General features: G+C 63.0%; 18 protein-coding genes. 4 read left to right on the top strand and 14 right to left on the bottom strand.

The genetic code is table 11. From position 1 onward, the window contains the following. Positions 1 to 4: 4 nt before the first annotated feature. Positions 5 to 970: an NADP-dependent oxidoreductase gene (locus PGC08_RS02900; protein WP_271709494.1), complete on the bottom strand. Its 966-nt coding sequence runs from the start codon at positions 968 to 970 to the stop codon at positions 5 to 7. Positions 971 to 1,080: 110 nt separating this feature from the next. Continuing rightward, positions 1,081 to 2,043, bottom strand: a complete 963-nt coding sequence (locus PGC08_RS02895) for a CPBP family intramembrane glutamic endopeptidase (RefSeq protein ID WP_271709493.1) — start codon at positions 2,041 to 2,043, stop codon at positions 1,081 to 1,083. Between the two features lie 107 nt (positions 2,044 to 2,150). Between PGC08_RS02895 and PGC08_RS02890 the strand changes: the two genes are divergently transcribed. Then, the gene (locus PGC08_RS02890; protein ID WP_226838945.1) at positions 2,151 to 2,750 is read left to right on the top strand and encodes a TetR/AcrR family transcriptional regulator; all 600 of its coding nucleotides are present in this window, start codon (positions 2,151 to 2,153) and stop codon (positions 2,748 to 2,750) included. A gap of 54 nt (positions 2,751 to 2,804) precedes the next feature. Here the strand turns inward: PGC08_RS02890 and PGC08_RS02885 are convergent, their stop codons facing one another. The 7 genes from PGC08_RS02885 to PGC08_RS02855 are packed head-to-tail and all read right to left on the bottom strand — an operon-like array spanning position 2,805 to position 9,167. Continuing rightward, positions 2,805 to 3,764 carry an alpha/beta fold hydrolase gene (locus PGC08_RS02885; RefSeq protein WP_009881664.1) on the bottom strand — a complete coding sequence of 320 codons (960 nt, stop codon included), beginning with the start codon at positions 3,762 to 3,764 and terminating at the stop codon, positions 2,805 to 2,807. 9 nt (positions 3,765 to 3,773) lie between these two features. Next, entirely contained in the window at positions 3,774 to 4,460 is a 687-nt protein-coding gene (locus tag PGC08_RS02880; protein WP_271709492.1) for a TetR/AcrR family transcriptional regulator, read from the bottom strand. A 52-nt stretch (positions 4,461 to 4,512) separates the two neighbouring features. Next, positions 4,513 to 5,538, bottom strand: coding sequence for a phosphotransferase family protein (locus tag PGC08_RS02875; RefSeq protein ID WP_101639003.1), 1,026 nt, complete (start codon positions 5,536 to 5,538; stop codon positions 4,513 to 4,515). Continuing rightward, entirely contained in the window at positions 5,535 to 6,758 is a 1,224-nt protein-coding gene (locus tag PGC08_RS02870) for an acyl-CoA dehydrogenase family protein (RefSeq protein ID WP_009881667.1), read from the bottom strand. The genes PGC08_RS02875 and PGC08_RS02870 overlap by 4 nt, the downstream gene beginning before the upstream one ends. Before the next feature lie 44 nt (positions 6,759 to 6,802). After that, on the bottom strand, positions 6,803 to 7,840 hold the full coding sequence (locus PGC08_RS02865; RefSeq protein WP_333937541.1) for an NADPH:quinone oxidoreductase family protein: 1,038 nt from the start codon (positions 7,838 to 7,840) through the stop codon (positions 6,803 to 6,805). Positions 7,841 to 7,869: 29 nt separating this feature from the next. After that, on the bottom strand, positions 7,870 to 8,652 hold the full coding sequence (locus PGC08_RS02860) for an SDR family oxidoreductase (RefSeq protein ID WP_271709491.1): 783 nt from the start codon (positions 8,650 to 8,652) through the stop codon (positions 7,870 to 7,872). A gap of 35 nt (positions 8,653 to 8,687) precedes the next feature. Next, positions 8,688 to 9,167, bottom strand: coding sequence for a MaoC family dehydratase (locus tag PGC08_RS02855; protein WP_125187700.1), 480 nt, complete (start codon positions 9,165 to 9,167; stop codon positions 8,688 to 8,690). 144 nt (positions 9,168 to 9,311) lie between these two features. Between PGC08_RS02855 and PGC08_RS02850 the strand changes: the two genes are divergently transcribed. Both PGC08_RS02850 and PGC08_RS02845 read left to right on the top strand, forming a co-directional pair. Beyond that, on the top strand, positions 9,312 to 10,271 hold the full coding sequence (locus PGC08_RS02850; protein ID WP_271709490.1) for a phosphotriesterase family protein: 960 nt from the start codon (positions 9,312 to 9,314) through the stop codon (positions 10,269 to 10,271). A gap of 59 nt (positions 10,272 to 10,330) precedes the next feature. Further along, complete coding sequence (locus PGC08_RS02845) at positions 10,331 to 11,728, top strand: MFS transporter (RefSeq protein WP_096168219.1); 1,398 nt, start codon at positions 10,331 to 10,333, stop codon at positions 11,726 to 11,728. Between the two features lie 72 nt (positions 11,729 to 11,800). Here PGC08_RS02845 and PGC08_RS02840 read toward each other — a convergent pair whose 3' ends face one another. Continuing rightward, on the bottom strand, positions 11,801 to 12,595 hold the full coding sequence (locus tag PGC08_RS02840) for an SDR family oxidoreductase (RefSeq protein WP_271709489.1): 795 nt from the start codon (positions 12,593 to 12,595) through the stop codon (positions 11,801 to 11,803). A gap of 158 nt (positions 12,596 to 12,753) precedes the next feature. Between PGC08_RS02840 and PGC08_RS02835 the strand changes: the two genes are divergently transcribed. Then, complete coding sequence (locus PGC08_RS02835) at positions 12,754 to 14,289, top strand: AMP-binding protein (protein ID WP_096178981.1); 1,536 nt, start codon at positions 12,754 to 12,756, stop codon at positions 14,287 to 14,289. 63 nt (positions 14,290 to 14,352) lie between these two features. Here the strand turns inward: PGC08_RS02835 and PGC08_RS02830 are convergent, their stop codons facing one another. From PGC08_RS02830 to PGC08_RS02815, 4 genes are all read right to left on the bottom strand, one after another. Then, positions 14,353 to 15,270, bottom strand: coding sequence for a nucleotidyl transferase AbiEii/AbiGii toxin family protein (locus PGC08_RS02830; protein WP_271709488.1), 918 nt, complete (start codon positions 15,268 to 15,270; stop codon positions 14,353 to 14,355). Continuing rightward, a complete protein-coding gene (locus PGC08_RS02825) occupies positions 15,267 to 15,821 on the bottom strand; it encodes a type IV toxin-antitoxin system AbiEi family antitoxin domain-containing protein (protein WP_271709487.1) in 555 nt (184 codons plus the stop codon). Before PGC08_RS02825 ends, PGC08_RS02830 begins: the two co-directional genes overlap by 4 nt. Before the next feature lie 115 nt (positions 15,822 to 15,936). Further along, a complete protein-coding gene (locus PGC08_RS02820) occupies positions 15,937 to 16,644 on the bottom strand; it encodes a response regulator (protein WP_096161066.1) in 708 nt (235 codons plus the stop codon). Beyond that, positions 16,634 to 18,349 carry an ATP-binding protein gene (locus tag PGC08_RS02815; protein WP_271709486.1) on the bottom strand — a complete coding sequence of 572 codons (1,716 nt, stop codon included), beginning with the start codon at positions 18,347 to 18,349 and terminating at the stop codon, positions 16,634 to 16,636. Before PGC08_RS02815 ends, PGC08_RS02820 begins: the two co-directional genes overlap by 11 nt. Position 18,350: the final 1 nt, after the last annotated feature.

Below are 18,350 nucleotides of genomic sequence, written 5' to 3'. Positions count from 1 at the left end.
GCGGTCACAGCGTCAGCACTGTCTTCGGCAGGTGCCCCTCGTCCATCTGCCGATGAACCTCCACAACGTCCTCGAGCAGGGCTGTGGCCGGAGCGGGCACATGAAGCTCCCCGTTCTCGATGAGCTCAGCCACGTATTCGAGCGCGACATGATCCGGTTCGACGATGACGTTCGTCCATCGGACACCTGCCTGGGCGGCTGCGGCGTCGAGGCCCTGCTGCTGTCCCGAGGGCACTCCTACGACGATCCCGTCTGGCTTGGTCAGTGGAACTGCGCGGAGGGCGAACTCCCCACCGATGAGGTCGATGACGACGTCGACATCGCGAACCGGACCGCCGCCGAGGTTGGGGTCGTCGAATTCTTCACTCGCATAGTCGATCACCCGATTCACACCAAGAGACTTGAGATGCTTCAGCTTCTCCCCTGTTGCGTGACCGATGACAGTCGCGCCGAGCTTCTTCGCCATCTGCACGACGTAGGTCCCGACGGTGCCGCCACCGCCGAGGACGAGCACGCTCTGACCGCCGCGCACATCAGCGGCTTCGTGCACGATCTGATACGCCGTCGTGGCAGGCAGAGGGATCGACGCGGCAGTCGCGGAATCCAGAGAATCGGGAATGCGCACGAGGTGGCGAGACGGTGAGGTGACAAATTCGGCATACCCATTGGCCGGGTAGGGAAAGCGAGGCATCCCGAAGACACGGTCACCGACGGAGAAGCGATTCACCCCATTGCCCAGGGCGGAGACCTCGCCTGCGATATCCCATCCGACGGTGATGGGGAAAGCACCCATGAGCTTTGCTACGGATGCTCCGCCACGGGTCTTTCCATCCACCGGGTTGACTCCCACATGGCTGACACGCACCTGGACCTCGGTGGGAATGGGTTCGGGTATCGGTGCGTCGTGGATCAGCGTGAGGACTTCCGGGGCGCCGAATTCGTTCTGGACTACCGCGCGCATCTTGCTCATGTCTCCTCACGTATGCTTCGCTCTGGCCTGCTGCAGTGACGCATCAAGGGCAGAGGATGGGGTCAGACTGTGAGCATATCCCGCACATCGGCATCAGTGGAGAAGACGTCTCAGCCCTCGTCTCCGCGTGGCAACTGATCACTTGGGGTGCGCGCAGGGCCTGATTTGCGTGTCCACCACCAGATGATCGCCGTGATGACCGCGATCACGAACGCGGGAAGCAGCTGGTAAGGCGTTCCAACCCCGGCGGACCGGTCTCCGATGGCCGCTCCGAAGTCAATCCGCAGATAGAACGCTGCCAGGAAGCTCAGGGTGTTGAGCACAGCGTGGAGGACGATTGCGATCTCAAGCCCACCCGTGCGCCAAGTGATAATCGACAAGCAGCTGAACAGAGTCAGGTACCAGGTGATGATGTACGGATCGGTGGATCCGTGCATGGCGGTGAATGCCGCGCTGGTGACGACGATTCCGATGATCAACCCGAGGCGCCGGCTGTGCGTCCAGCTCCCGAGGATGCGGAAGACCAATCCGCGGAAGCCGTATTCCTCACCCGCCGCCTGCAGCGGAGTCAGGAGGAAGGTGATGATGAACATTGCGATGAGATCCGTGTGCGCCCAAGGGACCTCTTCAACCGGCCCCAGAAAGCCGATGGCGTTGACGAAGAGCCACGCAGGACCGAACACCAGAAGCGATTTGCCGAGCAGGTCGAATCGGAACCGCGAGGACACGGAGTGCAGCGACGCTGCGGGTTTTCCGTAGAGCCGGCGCTGGATGAGCATGCTCCACGGGATGAGAAGGGCAAGGCCGATCATGCTTCCGGCATGCCGGGCCGGCGTGTAGTCGGAAGGACTGTTTCCCAGCCCCGTGTCGATGACGGCGTTGAGCCAGTTGGCGGCGAGGGAGAAGAAGACCAGTCCTGCCAGCAGCAGCACGATCGCAAGGATGCCGCGTCCTATGCGCCGATGGTTGCCGGCGAGGACTCGGTGATATTCCACTCCACTGGGAACTGCAGAGAAGTCCTTTGGTCTCCCCTCAGGGCTGAGAAGCCAGACAGGCCTACTTGACGTCGTCATGAGATTCCTTCCACAGTGACCACCGCAATACCCTCTAGAGCAATACAGTGTATTGGTGACTTGATGGTCACTAGCGTAAACTACTAATACGGCGTATTGGAAGGGGGATGATGGAACTTCAACCACCAGAGGGCATCAGCAGCAGAGAAAAGATCCTGTGGGCCGCCGCGACGATGCTCGGAGAAGAGCCCGGAGCGATGATGAGCGTGCGGGCAGTTGCCAAGCGGGCCGGAGTGAGCACGGGTTCGCTCCAACACCATTTCCCCACCAAACGTGCGCTAATGGATGAGGTGATCGCTCGGGTGTATGACCTGATCATTCCCGTCGACGCAATTCATGACACCTCGATACCTGCACGGGAGAGACTCGTGGCATGTCTGCAACGGCTTCTCGTATCGGCCGGAGCCGATCCACGAGACGCGTGGCGTGAGACCTTCGACCGTTACATCGCAACCGAGCCCTCGGAAGGGGCCAGGGCACAGTACTTGGCCAGCGAACGAGAGCTTCACCGCCGCATCGAATACTGCCTGAATACCCTCGAGGACGAAGGCGCACTGCTGCCAGGTGACAATGCTCGACGAGCCCGTATCCTCTTCACCTTCGTCAACGGGCTTTCGATCGCACAAGCACTGCCCTCTGACGACACGCAGCTGCCCACCGAGGTCGAGACGCTGTATGCGGTCGCCGATTGGGTCTTATCGCAATGACTATTGATCGCCAGCGGCGCGAGCACCGTCGATAGGCACCTGCCCTGCCTGCACTTATGAAGCCGCGTGCTCCCGCACCCGCTCGAGGACGGCACGTGCGATGTCCTCGGGCCGTGATTCCGGGAGCCAGTGCGAGGCGCCCACAAGTGGGACGAAACGGTAAGGGCCCTCGACGTAGCTGGCGCTGAGTTCAGCCGATCCGCGGGTGAAGGCAACATCCTCGCTGCCCCACACGAAGGTCGTTGGAACAGTGATCGGAGTGCTCGCTGTCCGTTCGCGGCCATCAGCGGCCTGATAGTACTTGAGGACTGAGAGCATCGCGTCGGGTTCGCTCAGCCGCTCCACGTAGGAGGCCGCCATGCCGTCGGGGACGTCACCGCCGTAGAGTTCGATGAGGCGCTGACCGTCGTTGCGCAGCAGCGTCCTGGCTACGCCTTCCGGGTGGTCTTGGATCGAACGCATATAGGCCATGCGCTCGTACTGATCCGGGTCCGCTCGCACCTGCTTGGCATGGGCGATCGGGTGCGCAGTCGAGACGACGGTGCTGGTGAGCAGCCGCTCGGGATGGTTGGCCGCATAGTGCCAGGCGACCATCCCACCCCAGTCATGACCGACGAGGTGGAAGCGCTCGAGCCCCACCTCACGTGAGATCACATCGAGATCGGCGACGAGGTGAGCCATCGTGTATTCGTCGACCGATTCGGGGCGCACATCGGGCGAATAGCCCCGCTGGTCGTAGGCAACGATGCTCATCCCCTGCTCAAGAAGGAGCGCAGCCGTGGACTCCCAACAGGATGCGAACTCCGGCCACCCGTGCAGCAGCAGCGCATCGCCGAGGGCCGGGTCAGGGCGGGCAGGAGTGGCCCGGAAGCCGCGGAAATCGCCGCGCTGCGTTCTCACTCTCAGTTCCCGCGCCTCAGCGGTGACCGGCAGCTCGGCCAAGCGCGCTGCCACCGAGCCATTGTCGAAGGGATGACCGATGGGTTCTTCGTGTGACGTCGTTGTCGTTGTCATTGCTGACTCCTAAGTGCGGCGGGAACCGTCGGCCGGGATGCCCAGCGCATTGACCAACAGCTTCGTTGCGGTCTCCGCAAGGAGGTCATCCGAGCCCCAGCCTGGTTGCTTCAGTGCGTACTTGTAATACGCCATACGTCCGACCATCAGCGACAATGCGCTGGCAGACATCACCGGGTCAAGACTCGGATCAGCATAGCCCTCGTCCTGGAGCTTCCTCACCCATTTGCAGTTTCTCTTGGCGAAGGCCTGCCCCCGATCCAGGCGCAGCTGCCTGAATTCCGGATCAACCGCGGCGACCTGCTCAAGCAGGAGCATCAGTTTGGCATTGCGCTTATACGCCTTGATATAGGCACGGTTGCCGGCATCAAGTGACTCGATGACGCTGCGATTCTCGTGGTGCTCCTGCGGCGGGCCGGGGTGGAGCATATCTTCTTGCGCCTCATGCAGAACTGCAGCGAGAGCCTCTTCTTTGCTGTCGAAGTACGTGTAGAAGGTGCCGGTGGAGCACTTGGCTTCCTTCGTGATGTCCGTGAGCCGCGAATCGATGAACCCATCGCGTTCGAAGACAGTGCGAGCCGCAGCCACGAGAGCGGCCCGAGTCCTCAGGCCGCGCGGGGTCGACGGGAGATCACGCTTCGGTGCGGTAGCGCCCTGTACGGGCGGTTCCTGACCCTGTTCTTCGCTCTTCGACATGATCAGCCCATCATACAATCCGCCGACACACCGACCGCGGTCCCCGACTCTCTCATGACGCCAACCCGTTCTCCCGAGCGACGTCCCAACCGTGGTCGACCATCGCCTGAATGTTCTCCGCAGTGAGAGTGACTCCGGCAGCGTTCTCTGGATTGTCGAGGACCCTGCGATAGACGCCCTCGGCGATGATGGCGACCTTCCACACTCCCAGCACATGCCAGAAACCCAGCGCCTGCCCACTGCGTCCCGAAGCACGCAGGTACTCCGCAGCCATCTCCGCCCGCGTGGGAAAGCCGTCCAAGGTGGAGGCAGTGAACATTCCGCCCGGCATCTCACCGGCCTGCGTCCAATACGCCAGCGCACTGCCCATATCGGCCAGAGGATCGCCCAGGGTCGAGAGCTCCCAATCCAGAACAGCACGGATCTCGCCCGTGCTGTCGTCGATGATGACATTGCGGACGTGGAAGTCACCATGGACCAGCGCGATCTCATCCGGTGCCGAAACGTGCTCGCGCAGCAGATCTGTCAGCGCATCAAGGTCAGGCCGATCCTGAGTTCGGCTCTCCTCCAACTGTCGGCTCCACCGTTTGAGCTGCCTCGGCGCGTAGGGCTTCCGCGAGGCGAGCTCGCCCAGCCCCACAGCATCGATGTCGACGGCGTGGATCTGGGCAAGCGTGCGTGCGAGGTTGAGGCCGAAGCTGCGTCGCACCTTCGGAGCCAGTGATCGCGCGGCCTCCTCATCGTCGATGACTGTGCCCTCGACATGTGTCATGAGGAAGACCGGAACGTCGGCAACAGCCTCGTCGGTGCACACACCGATCGTGGTGGGCACGGGCACTCCCGTTCCCTGCAGCGCCGCCATGATCTGATGCTCGCGTTCGACGTCATGCGCCGAGGCGAGCAGTTTTCCCAGCGGGGGCCTGCGCGCAATCCAGGACTGCCCGGCCTCGTCATCGATGCGGTACGTGAGGTTCGACTGCCCCTGTCCGACCCGAGTCCCTGTGAGGACACCGACGACGGACTCCCCCACGCCGCGCATCCAGACGGCGAGCGCAGTCAGGTTGAGCTCGACGCTCATCCGGCTTCCCGAGCATTCTTTCGCCGGCGCAGCTCCCGCCGGGCGATCGAGCGCTTGTGCACCTCGTCGGGTCCGTCGGCAAGTCGCAGGGTGCGCAGGTGGGCATAGAAGCCGGCCAGCGGGAAGTCGTCGGTGACGCCACCGCCGCCGTGGACCTGGATGGCGCGGTCGACGATCTTCAGCGCCATCTCGGGGGCTTTGACCTTGATGGCCGCGATCTCCGTCGCCGCTTCTCTGTTGCCCACGGTGTCCATCATCCATGCCGCCTTGAGCACGAGGAGACGGGTGGCTTCGATCTCGATGCGCGCCTCGGCGATCCACTCTTGGATGTTGGCCCGCTCGGCGACGGGCTGGCCGAAGGTCACCCGCTGCTGGGCCCGGTCGATGAGCAGGTCGAGGGAGCGTTCTGCCATGCCGATCGACCGCATGCAGTGGTGGATGCGGCCGGGGCCCAATCGTGCCTGGCTGATGGCGAAGCCTTCGCCTTCACCGGAGAGCAGTGCGGACTTGGGCACCCGCACGTCCTCGAAGAGGATTTCGGCGTGGCCCTCGCGGTCCATGTACCCGAACACAGGCAGTCCGCGGACGATCGTGATTCCCGGAGTGTCCTTGGGCACGACCAGCATCGACTGCTGGCGGTGGGTCTCGGCGCTCGGGTCGGTCTTGCCCATGACGATGAAGACTTTGCAGTTGGCGTGGAGCGCATTCGAGGCGAACCACTTCCGACCGTTGAGCACGTAGTCGTCACCGTCGGAGGCGATGCTCATTTCGATGTTCGTCGCATCGGAGCTGGCCACGGCTGGCTCTGTCATGCAGAAGGCTGAGGCGATCTCTCCCGCCAACAGCGGCTTGAGCCATTTCTCTTTGTGCTCGTCGGTCCCGAAGAGGGTGAGCACTTCCATGTTTCCCGTATCCGGGGCATTGCAGTTGATGGCTTCGGGCGCGATCTCCGGGCTTCGGCCCGTGATCTCGGCGAGGTGGGCGTACTGCACGTTCGTCAGCCCCGCACCCCATCCCTCGTAGGGCAGGAACAGGTTCCACAGTCCCCGGCTCTTCGCCTCCCGTTTGAGGTCCTCGAGGATCGGCGGGTGGAAGTTCGGATCCCCGGCCTCCGCACGCTGCTGGTGGTAGACCGACTCTGCCGGGTAGACGAATTCGTCCATGAAGGCGTTGAGTTTGTCCTGGTATTCGCGGGTCTTCTCGTCAGGTGCGAAGTCCATGGTTCCTGCTTTCTCATCAGTTCTGATCGGTAGAGCGAAATGTTTCAGTACAGCGAAATTTTTCGGTTCTGCGAAAAATGCTCACCTCGCCGAGGCGGCTGGATCGTTCTCGTCTCCGTTGACGTCGAGGAGCACTTTGCCTCGAACCGAGCGGGAGTCGATGATCTCGAGTGCTTTCCCTGCCTCCTGCATCGGCAGAACAGCGTGGATGCTCGGGTTGAGGATCCCCGCTGACAGGTGCGGCCACAGCGACTCCCACTGCTGAGCCACCATCTCGGGCCGCCGGCCAACGCGGCACCCCAGCCCACGCCTGCCACGGAGATGTTGTTCAGCAACAGTCGATTGACCTTCACTTCAGGAATCTGGCCCGCGGTGAAACCGAGCACGAGGAGCGTGCCGAACGTCGTCAGGCACCGCAGGGAATCGGTGAACCGGTCCCCTCCCACGGGGTCTGCGACGAGGTCGACCCCGTGTGGGTAGATCTCTTTGACTTTCGTCTTGAATCCATCGGCGAAGACCACATGCTGAGCGCCGAGGTTGGTCACCGTTTCCGCCTTCTCCTCAGTCGAGACGACGGCGATGACCTCGGCACCGTAGGCGAGCGCGACCTGGACCAGTGCGCTGCCGAGACCTCCGGCAGCACCGTGGATGAGGACGCTCTGCCCTGCCTCAAGGTTTCCTCGTACACGCAGTGCGAAGTCGGCTGTGAGCAGGTTCATCGGCATTCCCGCCCCAGCTTTTAGGGACACAGTCTCCGGCAGGGGCAGGACGCTCGCGGCGGGGACTGCCATGATCTCGGCGTAGCCTCCGGTGCCGGCAACGCCGAGGACACGATCTCCGACAGCGAAGCCGGTGACTCCTTCCCCCACTTCGCGTACCGTTCCGGCGACCTCGGACCCCATGGTGTAGGGCAGGGGCGGCTGCATCTGATATTGCCCGCGGGATTGCAGGAGTTCGGGGAATGTCACGCCTGCATAGGCGACGTCTATGAGCACCGTGCCCGGTTCAGCCGCGGGTGCTTCGACGTCGACGAGGCCGAGTGCGCTGGGCCCGTCGGTGGCGTTGAGCTGTACTGCCTTCATGATGTCTGGCCTTTCTTGTTCACTTCGTCTTAGAGGCCTGTTGATGCGACGACTCCGCCGTCGACGACGATGGTCTCGCCGACCACGTAGTCTCCGGCGCGTGAGGCGAGGTAGGTTGCGGCCCCGGCCATGTCTTCGGGTGAGCCGATGCGTCCTGCGGGGACACGCTTTTGGATTTCATCACCGTGGTCGCGGGCGTCCTTGTTCATCCGTGAGGGGAAGGCTCCGGGGGCGATTGCGTTGACGATCACTCCGTCCGGGGCGAGTTGAGCGGCAAGCCGCTTGGTCAGGTGGATGACTCCGGCCTTGCTCGCGTGGTAGCTGTACGTCTCGTTCGGGTTCGTGCGGATGCCGTCGATGGAGGCGATGTTGATGACCTTGGCGAGGTGGTCCTCGCCGGCAGCGGCTGCACGCAGTTCGGGGGTGAGTTTCTGGGTGAGGAAGAACAGTGCCTTGAGGTTGAGGTCCATGACCTTGTCCCAGCCGTGTTCGGGGAACTCGTCGAAGGGTGCGCCCCAGGCGGCTCCGGCGTTGTTGACGAGGATGTCCAGGCTCGACTCATGTTCCCGCAGTCGCGAGACGACGGTGTCGAGTCCTTCCGGTGTGGAGATGTCGCCGGGGATGGAGGTGCAGATTCCCTGTTCAGACATCTCAGCGGCCGCAGCGTCGCATTCTTCGGCCTTGCGGGCGGTGATGTAGACGCGCACGCCGAGTTGGACGAATCCTTCTGCGATCATTCGGCCGATGCCGCGCGAACCGCCGGTGATGAGAGCGCTGCGTCCGTCGAGGTTGAAGAGTGTTGACATGTTCATGCGGATTCCTTCAGTCGTGTGGGGAGGCTTGGGTGTCAGACTTCTGCGCCGTGCTCGGTGAAGAAGCCGATCGATTCGGCCACGCACACGGGCTTGTCGATGCCTTCGGCTTCGAAGACCTGGGTCGTCGTGATCTGGGCGGAACCGGACTTCTTTCGCTCCACCTCGGTGACGGTGGCATGCATGCGAACTCGTGAGCCCACCGGTCGAGGATTCGGGAAGCGGACCTTGCCGTAGCCGTAGTTGAGGCTGTGCGCGAAGCCGTCGAAGGCCATGAGTTCCTCCATGAAAGCCGGCCCCAGGGAGAGCGTGAAGAGGCCGTGGCCGATCGTTCCGCCGAACGGCCCCTGGGCCGCTCGCTCCTCATCGACGTGGATCCACTGATGGTCATTCGTCAGATCGGCGAAGGCGTTGATGTCGTCTTGGACCAGCACATGCCAGTCGGTCGGGCCGAGCTCTTGGCCGACGAGTGCCTCGAGGTCGGCGATCGAGGTGGGGCGAATGGGAGTTGTCATGGTCTGCCTTTCTGTGGGTGCCAAGCCACACTTGAAATTGAGTTCATATTCGATAACGTAAGAGTAGCCGTGTGAGCCGCATCACTTCAAGTGGCTGTGGCATCTGGTGCACGGTCGAGCCACGTATGCGAAGGAGCAGCACCTATGGCACAAGTGCAGACTGTCACCGGCCCCATCGACAGCAGCAGCCTCGGCAGGACCCTCGTCCACGAGCACATCTTCATCGTCAACGAGGAGATGCGGCAGAACTACGACATGGGGTGGGACGAGGAGGAGAAGATCGCCGACGCCGTGGCAAAGCTCAATGATCTCAAGGCCGCAGGCATCGACACGATCTTCGACCCCACCGTCGTCGGACTCGGACGCTACATTCCCCGGGTTCAGAAGCTGGCGGAGCAGATCGATCTCAACATCGTCGTGGCCACCGGGCTCTACACATTCAATGATCTGCCGCATAAATTCGACTACCACGGCCCTGGCCTGCTCATCGATGAGCCGGAGCCGCTCGTCGGTCTCTTCGTCGCTGATATCGAGACCGGCATCGCAGACACAGGAGTCAAGGCGGCGTTCCTCAAGTGCGCCATCGAAACGCCCGGCCTCACCCCTGGAGTCGAACGCACGATGCGCGCCGTCGGTCAGGCGAGCGCGCAGACCGGTGTGCCCATCACGGTCCATACAAACCCGAGCACCGAATCGGGCCTGGTCGCACAGAGAGTCCTCAAGGAGGAGGGCGCGGATCTGAGCAAAGTGGTCATCGGACACTCCGGGGATTCGACCGATATCGACTACCTGATGACGATCGCAGACAACGGATCCTTCCTCGGGATGGACCGCTTCGGAATCGATGCCTATCTCCCAACCGAGCAACGCGTTCAGACAATCGTCGAACTCGTCCGCCGCGGATATGCCGAGAAGATCACTCTCGCTCATGACGCATCGTGCTATATCGACTACTTCACGCAGGAGGAGAAGGAGACAGCGCAGCCCAACTGGCATTTCCGTCACATCCCAGACGAGGTCATTCCGACTCTGCTCGAACGCGGTGTGAGCGAGGACGACATCGACACGATGCTGGTGAAGAACCCGCGCCGCTATTTCGAGTGACATCACTGCCACGACAGTCATCACCCGCCGAGCAGTCTTCAACGAACAAAGGACTCCGCATGCCCTCAAACTCCACCGCCAGCCTCAATCGCAGAGACTCGAAGGTCCACGCCGGAAAGCACGGACGACTGCGCGCGGCCGGCCTCGTCGGCTCATCGATCGAATGGTACGACTTCTTCCTCTACGGCACCGCAGCCGCACTCGTCTTCCCCCACGTGTTCTTTCCCGATGCGGAAGGTATCAACGGCATACTCCTGTCGTTCTCCACCTTTGCCACAGGCTTCATCGCCCGACCGATCGGCGGCCTGCTCGCCGGCAACTACGGCGACAAACTCGGCCGCAAACCTATGGTCGTCATCTCCCTGCTGGGAATGGCGATCTTCACGTTCGCCATCGGCTGCCTACCCTCGACCGGGAGCATCGGCCTCATCGCACCGATCCTGCTCGTGACCTGCCGATTCATCCAGGGCATCGCCTGCGGAGCACAGTGGGGTGGCCTTGCACTGCTGCTCAGCGAGTCGGCAGGACCCAAACACCGAGCGTTCTCCGGTTCCTTCATGCAGGTGGGAGTCCCCTGCGGAGCCCTGCTGGGCAATCTCGTCTTCGTCATCGTCTCCACGTCCATCAGCCATGAAGCCTTCGTCTCCTGGGGCTGGCGGGTCCCGTTCTGGGCCACCGCGCTCCTCGTGCCGGTCGTCATGTACATCCAGCTCAAGATCGAGGACTCCCCCGAATTCGAAGCCCTCAAACGCGAAGTCTCGGAAGTCTCGGCGAACAAACCCGCCGTTGTGCGTGCACCGCTGTGGCAGGCAGTGAAGTCGAACTGGAAGACGATCCTGCTCGCCTCCGGCACACTATCGGCCACGAACTGCGTCTTCTACATCACGATCGCCGGTGCCCTGTCCTACGGCACGACGTACCTCGGCATGGATTACAACAGCATGCTCATTGCGGCCATGCTCTCCACCGTCGTCGCGATCCCGGTGACTCTGCTCGGCGGCAGGTTGGCCGATCGGATCGGACGTCGACCGGTCATCATCATCGGCGGAGTCGGGATCCTCATCTGGGCGTTCCCCTACTTCGCTCTCATCAACGCAGCGAACATGGCCATGTTCACGATCGCGGTCAGCGTTGCCGCCATATTCCAGTCGCTCGTCTATGCTCCGGTCGCCTCGTATTTCGGGGAGCTGTTCGCACCACAGATCCGCTTCTCCTCGGTGTCCTTGGCCTATCAGCTCAATGCGATCATCGTGTCGGGCTCGACGCCCATCGTGATGACCTGGCTGATCGCGAAGATGGATGGCTCGACCGTGGGCATCGCGCTCTTCGTCTGCGCCACGGCGTTCATCACTATCGGTTGCGCCATTGCCCTGAGAGAGACCAACCCCAAGGAGGTCAGGCAGTCCCCGACGGCCGTTCCCGGCGAGCACCTGCACGCCAACAGCATCGGAGATTGAGCACCCAGACACAGATTGAGCGGCAGGGACGATCCCTGCCGCTCAATCGTTTCCGCAATGGTCTTCAGTTCATCAGTTCCCCTGCAGCTTCGCTTGGTAGCGGCGCATGCCGCGCAGCCACCTGTCGTAGTCCGATCCCTTCATGCGGTACATGTCGAGGACTTCAGGGTGGGGCAGGATGAGGAAGGTCTCGGCTTCGATGGCGGCCATGACGGTTGTGGCGACGTCTGCCGGCTCGAGGACATTGCCCGCCTCGGCGACTGCCCGCTGCCCCGTCAAGGCCTCTCCGGTGATCGCATTGGAATCTTCTCCCCACAGGATCTTCGTGTTCACACCCATAGGGGCGAGCACGGACACGCGCAACCCCTCGTCGCCATAGGTCACGGACAGCCATTCGGCAAAAGCGAGGGCGGCGTGCTTGGTCACCGAGTATCCTGCCTGTCCGATCTGGGTGAGCAGTCCCGCTGCCGAGGCGGTGGCCACGAAATATCCTTCCCCACGCCTTGTCCACTCGGGGACGAGTCGTTCGGCGGCGCGGATGTGGGCGCGCAGATTGACGTCGATGATCCGGTCCCAGTCGCCGTCGCCACCCAGTCCGGTGACGCCGGCAATCCCAGCGTTGGCGAAGTAGAGATCCACCTGACCCAGTTCACGGTCGGCGGTGTCCAACAGCTCGGCCACGCCGTTCGCAGAGGAGACGTCTCCTATCCAATGCGGCTGCCCCAGCTTCGCCGCGGTGTCGGCGACCTCCTCGGCGAGGTCGGCGAGGAGCACGCGCGCCCCACGTTCCTGCAGGGCTGCGGCGATTGCGGCGCCGATCCCTCCTGCGGCGCCGGTGACTACTGCATTTCGTCCTTTGAGCTCCATCGTCTTCCTCTCTGCAAAGTGACCTCACCTCATTGTGTGCAGGGCCACATCCATCTATAGTTGAACCCGCACTCAGTTTCAAGTAAACAGAGCGGCGATGATGGGCGCCGGACCCTGCACGGGTCCGCTCCTGCACCGTCGTGATCCGAAGGAGTCTTATGGCCGCGACCATGCGCACGTCAATCATCGATCTGCTCATCCCCTGGGCGCAGACGATCCCGGACTCCATTGCAGTGCGCACTCCCCCTGGCCCGGACCGGGTCTCGCTGTCCCAGCTGCGCTTCCTCGGCGAGATCGAAGCCGCACGCGATCGCTGCCGTGCCTCCGGGCTTCGTCCGGGTGATCGGACGGTGCTCATCGCCCCCTCGTGCCCGGAGTTCCTCATCGAATTCCTCGGCGCCCACGCCGCCGGACTTGCGACGGTCGCCGTCAATCCACTCTCGACGGCCCGGGAGCTGGACTACATCCTCGAGGACTCGGACGCACGTCGGCTTGTGGCCCACCCAGCCATGGCCGAGGCCGGACGAAGCGCCGCGAGCGGTCGCGGCATCGACTTCGACACCCTACCCCTGGTCGGCAACGAGGGGCCGAGCCTTCGGCTGAGAGAGGACGGCGTCGCCGAGTTCGATCATGTCGAATTCGACTGGGATGACCTGGCCGCCCTGCTCTATACCTCGGGGACCACCGGCAAGCCGAAGGGTGCCATGCTGTCCCTGGGCAATTTCATCGCCACCACGGACATCGTCAAGGAGATGACTCAGACCTCCCCTGATGACCGGTCGGCCACCGGCCTGCCGCTGTTCCACGTCTTCGGGCTCGCCGACATGGCCCTGCCCGCGCTGAGTGCCGGTGCCCCTCTCACGCTTTTCCCACGGTGGGATCCGCAGGCCTTCGTCGATGCGCTGGCGAAGGACGAGGTCTCCATCATCTCCGGTGTGCCCACCATGTGGATGTCGGTGCTCACGAACGCCGATGGGGCCGCGACACCAAACCTGCGACTCGTCAGCTCCGGCGGTGCGGCGATCGCCGGAGAGGTGATCCGCAAGGTCGAAGCGCGTTTCTCTGCACCCGTGGCGGAGGGATACGGGCTGACGGAGACTGCCGGTCTGGGCACGTTCAATCCGCTGTTCGGGACGAGGAAGGTCGGAAGCGTCGGCCTGCCGACTCCTGGCTTCGAAGTCAAGGTCATCGACCTGGACGGATCATCGCTTCCTGCAGGTGAGGTCGGCGAAGTTGCCCTCCGCGGCCCGGCAGTCATGCTCGGATATTGGAAGAAGCCCGAGGCCACCGCCGAGGTGCTCGATAACGAGGGATGGTTCCGCACCGGCGATCTGGGACACCTGGATGAGGACGGATACCTCTTCATCGTCGACCGGATCAAGGACCTCATCATCCACGGCGGCTACAACGTGTACCCGCGTGAGGTCGAAGAGGTCCTCTACGAGATCCCCGGGGTCGCTCAGGCCAGCGTGGTCGGTACCCCCGATGAGAAATACGGGCAGCAGGTGACCGCTGTCATCGCCCTATCCCCCGGCGCCCACCTCGACGCTGCAGAGGTGGAGAGATTCGCCAGGGAGAACCTCGCTGCCTACAAGATTCCGCGGATCATCGAATTCGTCGAGGAGCTGCCCAAAGGACCGAGCGGCAAAATCCTCAAGCGCGAGATCGTGGCCATGTATACGAAGAGTTCGTGACGGCAGGGGCCAAGGGAGCAATGCCGGAAGGCGTGCTGACAATCACCGCCCATAATCGGGCTTTCACGTTACTGCAGCTGCATTAATGGACGTAATTATCTGCGTAAGCCACTCTCGCGCCGAACCGATATCTGCCAGCACCAGTGAGTCTCCATCGATCTCTGTCTCTTCGCGGGAGAGGTTATATGCGGGCTCCCAATCGTCCATAGGGCGCAACGGCACCGGAGGCCACTCCTGTGCGCGGCGGAAGTTGAATGTGCGCACGCAGAATTCTCGCACGGAGTCCAGCTCAGGCTCAGCGGCCCACAGCAGCTGCAGATCCACTAGGTCATGGGCGCGGGAGTAGTCGGGATCAGTCAACGCGTGGATCTTCTGCGCAATCTGGTACTCCAGGTCGATCAGCTCGACTGGCTGTAGCGCTCCGAAGCCAAATCGACTACTCAACTCAATGAGCTCGCCGTCGATCTGGCGACGGGTATGAGCATGCGGCTCGATCTCAGGATTGGACACTTCCAGATCGAGACCACCCCATTCCCTGCCAAGGAAGGACAAAGTAACCCGGTAGGGGCGCATCACGTACTGAGGCTGAGCAAGCCCGGGGTCGCGCAGCGGCCGAGACTTCAAATCCGCAGTAAACGCCACGCGTCCCGGCGCGTCAGGATCCTGTTTACGTGCACCCTTGGTCGCTGGCACCGTGCCCCAGCCTGGCACCAGACTGACCCGGAATGCCTCTTCAAACTCCTCACCCCGCCGCAGCATCGACACGTCGAGGTCCGCTGTAGCTCGTGTCCCACTCTCCCCCATACGAAGCTTGACCCCCATGCCACCCTTGATGGCGACGGCATCGGGCAGCATTTGGGACACGATCAGCGTGCAGAGCATTCTACGCACACGAGCCACAGGCACCCCAAGGTCTCGAGCAGCTTCTTCTACACGCGTGTTCAACTGCGCAAAGTTCAAAGGTGGTGTCGCGGTGTTCATGAAGCACCCTGTTGACCTGTCAGATTCGCCGCGTCGTGGTTGTCGATCAACTCACGCTGACGCGCCTGCTCGACAAGCGTTTTCCACCGCTCCGACGGCATCCTGTCATGCACGTCCACGAGGGCGCGACGAACAGTGGTCGCGGGGATACCTTCGTAATGCGTCAGGTCCTCTTCGGGGATGTCCACCCGCGCTTCGAGCACGACCCATTCGGGAAGGGCCCTGCGAACTCGGCGACGAGTCGCCACCCAGATGCGGTGTGGATTGAAGCGGTGTGGATTGAACTGTCCCAGGCCCCGCATATCGAGAACAGTCTCCCTCTCGAGGAATGCTCCGTCACCAGCCAGCGCCGTCGCCACCGCCGGCTCGGTCAGGTCTGTCGTGGGCACACTACGGTGGATATACACGCCTTTGCCATACGCCCGCAGTGCACCTCGATGGGCAAGCTTGCGCACCTCTACAGCGGGCACTCCTGCATCCTCAGCTTCGGCAATCGTGACGACACCGTGCTGTTGTGCAGCAATCTCCCACAGATCGTGCCGGTAACTCATGACCCCACCTCTCCCTTTAGGCCAAAAGCGTACCACTTTCGGTACGGTTTTGACAGATTCGGGAGGTCGAGTCGTCGTGAATATCTGCTTCAGCCCACTTACAGGGGCTTCAACATCACACCCACCGATACTCATACTCGGGCCGCCCCGGCGTCCCGTGCCGTGGCTGCTTGACCGCCTGCTTCGTCTTCACCAGATGCTCCAGATACCGGCGCACCGTCACGCGTGAAAGATCCAATGCCGTTGCAACCTCGGTCGCTGATACCGCCGAGGAAGCATCCCGCACGACACCGGAGATCGCCGTCAGAGTCTCCTCGATCAACCCCTTGGGCAAGCGGCCCGAGGAGACCGAACGCAGGGCGCTGAGCGCGTTGTCCACCGAGGCCTGCGTGGCCAAGGAACCGGCGCCGGCACCGTCGAGGTTGAGGCGGAAGTCCCGCTGGTTCTCCAGCTTCTCGCGGAAGATGGTGAAGGTGAACGGTTTGATCAGATACTGCGTCACCCCGCTCGAGATCGCGGACCGGATGACCTGCAGGTGGCGTACCGCAGTGATCGCGATGATGTCGGCACCGTAGCCCTTGGCGTTCATGCGCTTGGCCACGTCGAGCCCGTGCGAATCGGTGAGGTTCATGTCCAGCAGCACGATGTCGACCGGCTCCCCACTCACTCCGAAAGCCTCGAACTTCTCGAGAGCTTCGTGGCCGGACAGGCAGGTGCCGGCGACGACGAATCCGGGCACGCGGCGCACGAAGTCCGCGTGAGCTTCGGCGGTCATCGGGTCGTCTTCGACGATGAGCACCCGCAGGTCGCGTTCATCGGCCATCGTCGCCTCCTTCCCGTCCACTCTCGGAATCGTTGCCACCCTCGCCGAGGCTATCGGCAGTCAGCGGCAATGTCACCGTGAAGATCGCTCCCCCGTCGGATTCGACCTCGAGATCACCGCCGAGTCTCGTCACAGCCTGGCGCACCAGCACCAAGCCGAAGCCGCGCCCACCGGATCCAGCCGGAGCGGCCTTCGCAGAGGTGCCGAGATGGAAGATCGCGTCGATCTCCTCCGTGTCGATGCCCGGTCCCGAGTCCGCCACCGTAATGATGAGCTCCCCGTCGGCGGCAACGAAGTCCGCCCACACATGTCGCTCCTCAGAATCTGCCGCGGCATCGAAGGCGTTGTCGAGGAGGTTGCCGGCCACGGTGACGAGGTCGCGGGCGTCAAGGCTGCTCGGCGGCAGCTCACCGGAGGCGGTGACGGTGAGTTCGATGCCGCGCTCATGAGCCTGAGCAGCCTTGCCGATCATCAGTGCTGTGATGAAGGGTTCGTCGAGGGAGTCGACGAAGGAATCGGTCAGCCGCTGCGACTCCTGCTGGTCACGAACCGCAAAGTCCAAGGCCTCCCGCGAGCGCCCTAGCTCAATGAGCGTCGCCACGGTGTGCAGACGGTTGGAATGCTCATGGGTCTGGGCTCGCAGAGCCTCGGACAGGGTCCGCATCGTCTCGAGTTCACCGGTGAGTTCCTGAATGTCCGTGCGATCGCGCAGGGTCGCCACCGTTCCCCCAGAATCAGACGTTCCCGCGGAGCTTGAACCGAGCCTGCCACGATCCGGCTGGCTCGCCTGCTTCTGGTTGACCACGAGCACCCGGTCACGGGTCAGGTGGATCTCATCGACGGCATCCCGACCCGACGAAAGCAGAGCCTGCACGGACGAGGGCAGGGCCACCTCGGCGAGGGGAATGGGGGTGCGGTCATCGGGATCGGGCAGACCCAGCAGCTCAGCGGCCTCATCGTTGTAGAGGACCAGCTGCCCATCATCGTCGACGAGGATGAGGCCCTCGCGCAGCGAATGCAGTGCGGAGTCGTAGAACGCGAACAGAGACTTGAGCTGCTCGGGCCCGTAGCCGAGGGTGACTCGGCGCAGGTAGCGGCTGAGTATCCAGGAGCCCAACCCACCGAGACCGATCGCGGCGAGGCCGACGATGATGATCTGCGGCAGTGCGGCAGCCCGGGCCACCGACAGGGTCTTCAGCGTCACCCCGACCGCGACCATGGCCGTGACCTCGCCGGATGAGTCCGTGACGGGCACGATCGCGCGTACGGACTCCCCCAGCGTGCCCTCGTACTCCTCGACCTGGCTCTCACCGGACAGCGCCTGATCGATGCTGCCGATATAGTCCTTGCCCAGCTGCCGGGTGTCCGGGTGCGTGTAGCGGGTGCGGTCGCGGTCCATGATCGTCACGAAGTCGACCTCGGCGGTGTCGATGACGGTCAGCGCATAGGGCTGGAGCTTCGCCGAGGCATCGGCATCCTCCACCGAGGAGATGACGAAGGGGTCATGGGCGAGGGTCTCGGCGATGGAGAGCACCCGCTCCGAGGTCGCCTGCCGGGCAGAGCCCAGCGTCGAGACGTAGCTGGTGATGGACAGTGCGACGCAGACGACGGCGATGAGCGCCAGCTGCATGAAGAAGAGCCTGCGCGCCAACGTGCCGCTGCGCCGCCGGTGCCGGGTACGGCCGAGCGTCCCCGATGCCTTCACT

Source organism: Brevibacterium sp. BDJS002 (assembly GCF_028201555.1).
GTDB lineage: Bacteria > Actinomycetota > Actinomycetes > Actinomycetales > Brevibacteriaceae > Brevibacterium > Brevibacterium aurantiacum.
This window is presented reverse-complemented; position numbering and strand designations above follow the sequence as displayed.